This window comes from Pseudomonas sp. CF161 (assembly GCF_000416215.1).
Lineage (GTDB): Bacteria > Pseudomonadota > Gammaproteobacteria > Pseudomonadales > Pseudomonadaceae > Aquipseudomonas.
This window is the reverse complement of the sequence record NZ_ATLP01000114.1, coordinates 1-2,500: the sequence shown is the minus strand read 5'-3', so window position 1 is coordinate 2,500 and position 2,500 is coordinate 1. Positions and strand designations below refer to the sequence as shown.

The following is a 2,500-nucleotide window of genomic DNA, read 5'->3' as shown; positions in this document are numbered from 1 at the left end:
TAACCAGATTGCTTGGGGTTATATGGTCAAGTGAAGAAGCGCATACGGTGGATGCCTTGGCAGTCAGAGGCGATGAAAGACGTGGTAGCCTGCGAAAAGCTTCGGGGAGTCGGCAAACAGACTTTGATCCGGAGATGTCTGAATGGGGGAACCCACCTAACATAAGTTAGGTATCTTGTACTGAATACATAGGTGCAAGAAGCGAACCAGGGGAACTGAAACATCTAAGTACCCTGAGGAAAAGAAATCAACCGAGATTCCCTTAGTAGTGGCGAGCGAACGGGGACTAGCCCTTAAGTGGCTTTGAGATTAGCGGAACGCTCTGGAAAGTGCGGCCATAGTGGGGGATAGCCCTGTACGCGAAAATCTCTTAGTCATGAAATCGAGTAGGACGGAGCACGAGAAACTTTGTCTGAATATGGGGGGACCATCCTCCAAGGCTAAATACTACTGACTGACCGATAGTGAACTAGTACCGTGAGGGAAAGGCGAAAAGAACCCCGGAGAGGGGAGTGAAATAGATCCTGAAACCGTATGCGTACAAGCAGTGGGAGCAGACTTTGTTCTGTGACTGCGTACCTTTTGTATAATGGGTCAGCGACTTATTTTCAGTGGCGAGCTTAACCGAATAGGGGAGGCGTAGCGAAAGCGAGTCTTAATAGGGCGTCTAGTCGCTGGGAATAGACCCGAAACCGGGCGATCTATCCATGGGCAGGTTGAAGGTTGGGTAACACTAACTGGAGGACCGAACCGACTACCGTTGAAAAGTTAGCGGATGACCTGTGGATCGGAGTGAAAGGCTAATCAAGCTCGGAGATAGCTGGTTCTCCTCGAAAGCTATTTAGGTAGCGCCTCATGTATCACTGTAGGGGGTAGAGCACTGTTTCGGCTAGGGGGTCATCCCGACTTACCAAACCGATGCAAACTCCGAATACCTACAAGTGCCGAGCATGGGAGACACACGGCGGGTGCTAACGTCCGTCGTGAAAAGGGAAACAACCCAGACCGTCAGCTAAGGTCCCAAAGTTATGGTTAAGTGGGAAACGATGTGGGAAGGCTTAGACAGCTAGGAGGTTGGCTTAGAAGCAGCCACCCTTTAAAGAAAGCGTAATAGCTCACTAGTCGAGTCGGCCTGCGCGGAAGATGTAACGGGGCTCAAACCATACACCGAAGCTACGGGTATCACGTAAGTGATGCGGTAGAGGAGCGTTCTGTAAGCCTGTGAAGGTGAGTTGAGAAGCTTGCTGGAGGTATCAGAAGTGCGAATGCTGACATGAGTAACGACAATGGGTGTGAAAAACACCCACGCCGAAAGACCAAGGTTTCCTGCGCAACGTTAATCGACGCAGGGTTAGTCGGTCCCTAAGGCGAGGCTGAAAAGCGTAGTCGATGGAAAACAGGTTAATATTCCTGTACTTCTAGTTATTGCGATGGAGGGACGGAGAAGGCTAGGCCAGCTTGGCGTTGGTTGTCCAAGTTTAAGGTGGTAGGCTGGAATCTTAGGTAAATCCGGGATTCTAAGGCCGAGAGCTGATGACGAGTTACCTTTTAGGTGACGAAGTGGTTGATGCCATGCTTCCAAGAAAAGCTTCTAAGCTTCAGATAACTAGGAACCGTACCCCAAACCGACACAGGTGGTTGGGTAGAGAATACCAAGGCGCTTGAGAGAACTCGGGTGAAGGAACTAGGCAAAATGGCACCGTAACTTCGGGAGAAGGTGCGCCGGTGAGGGTGAAGGACTTGCTCCGTAAGCTCATGCCGGTCGAAGATACCAGGCCGCTGCGACTGTTTATTAAAAACACAGCACTCTGCAAACACGAAAGTGGACGTATAGGGTGTGACGCCTGCCCGGTGCCGGAAGGTTAATTGATGGGGTTAGCTAACGCGAAGCTCTTGATCGAAGCCCCGGTAAACGGCGGCCGTAACTATAACGGTCCTAAGGTAGCGAAATTCCTTGTCGGGTAAGTTCCGACCTGCACGAATGGCGTAACGATGGCGGCGCTGTCTCCACCCGAGACTCAGTGAAATTGAAATCGCTGTGAAGATGCAGTGTATCCGCGGCTAGACGGAAAGACCCCGTGAACCTTTACTATAGCTTTGCACTGGACTTTGAATTTGCTTGTGTAGGATAGGTGGGAGGCTTTGAAGCGTGGACGCCAGTCTGCGTGGAGCCAACCTTGAAATACCACCCTGGCAACTTTGAGGTTCTAACTCAGGTCCGTTATCCGGATCGAGGACAGTGTATGGTGGGTAGTTTGACTGGGGCGGTCTCCTCCTAAAGAGTAACGGAGGAGTACGAAGGTGCGCTCAGACCGGTCGGAAATCGGTCGTAGAGTATAAAGGCAAAAGCGCGCTTGACTGCGAGACAGACACGTCGAGCAGGTACGAAAGTAGGTCTTAGTGATCCGGTGGTTCTGTATGGAAGGGCCATCGCTCAACGGATAAAAGGTACTCCGGGGATAACAGGCTGATACCGCCCAAGAGTTCATATCGACGGCGG

General features: G+C 51.3%; 1 rRNA gene. It reads left to right on the top strand.

The annotated features are described in order from the left end of the window. Positions 1–24 precede the first annotated feature (24 nt). Positions 25–2,500: ribosomal RNA gene (locus tag CF161_RS27420) — 23S ribosomal RNA — on the top strand; the annotation flags it as partial.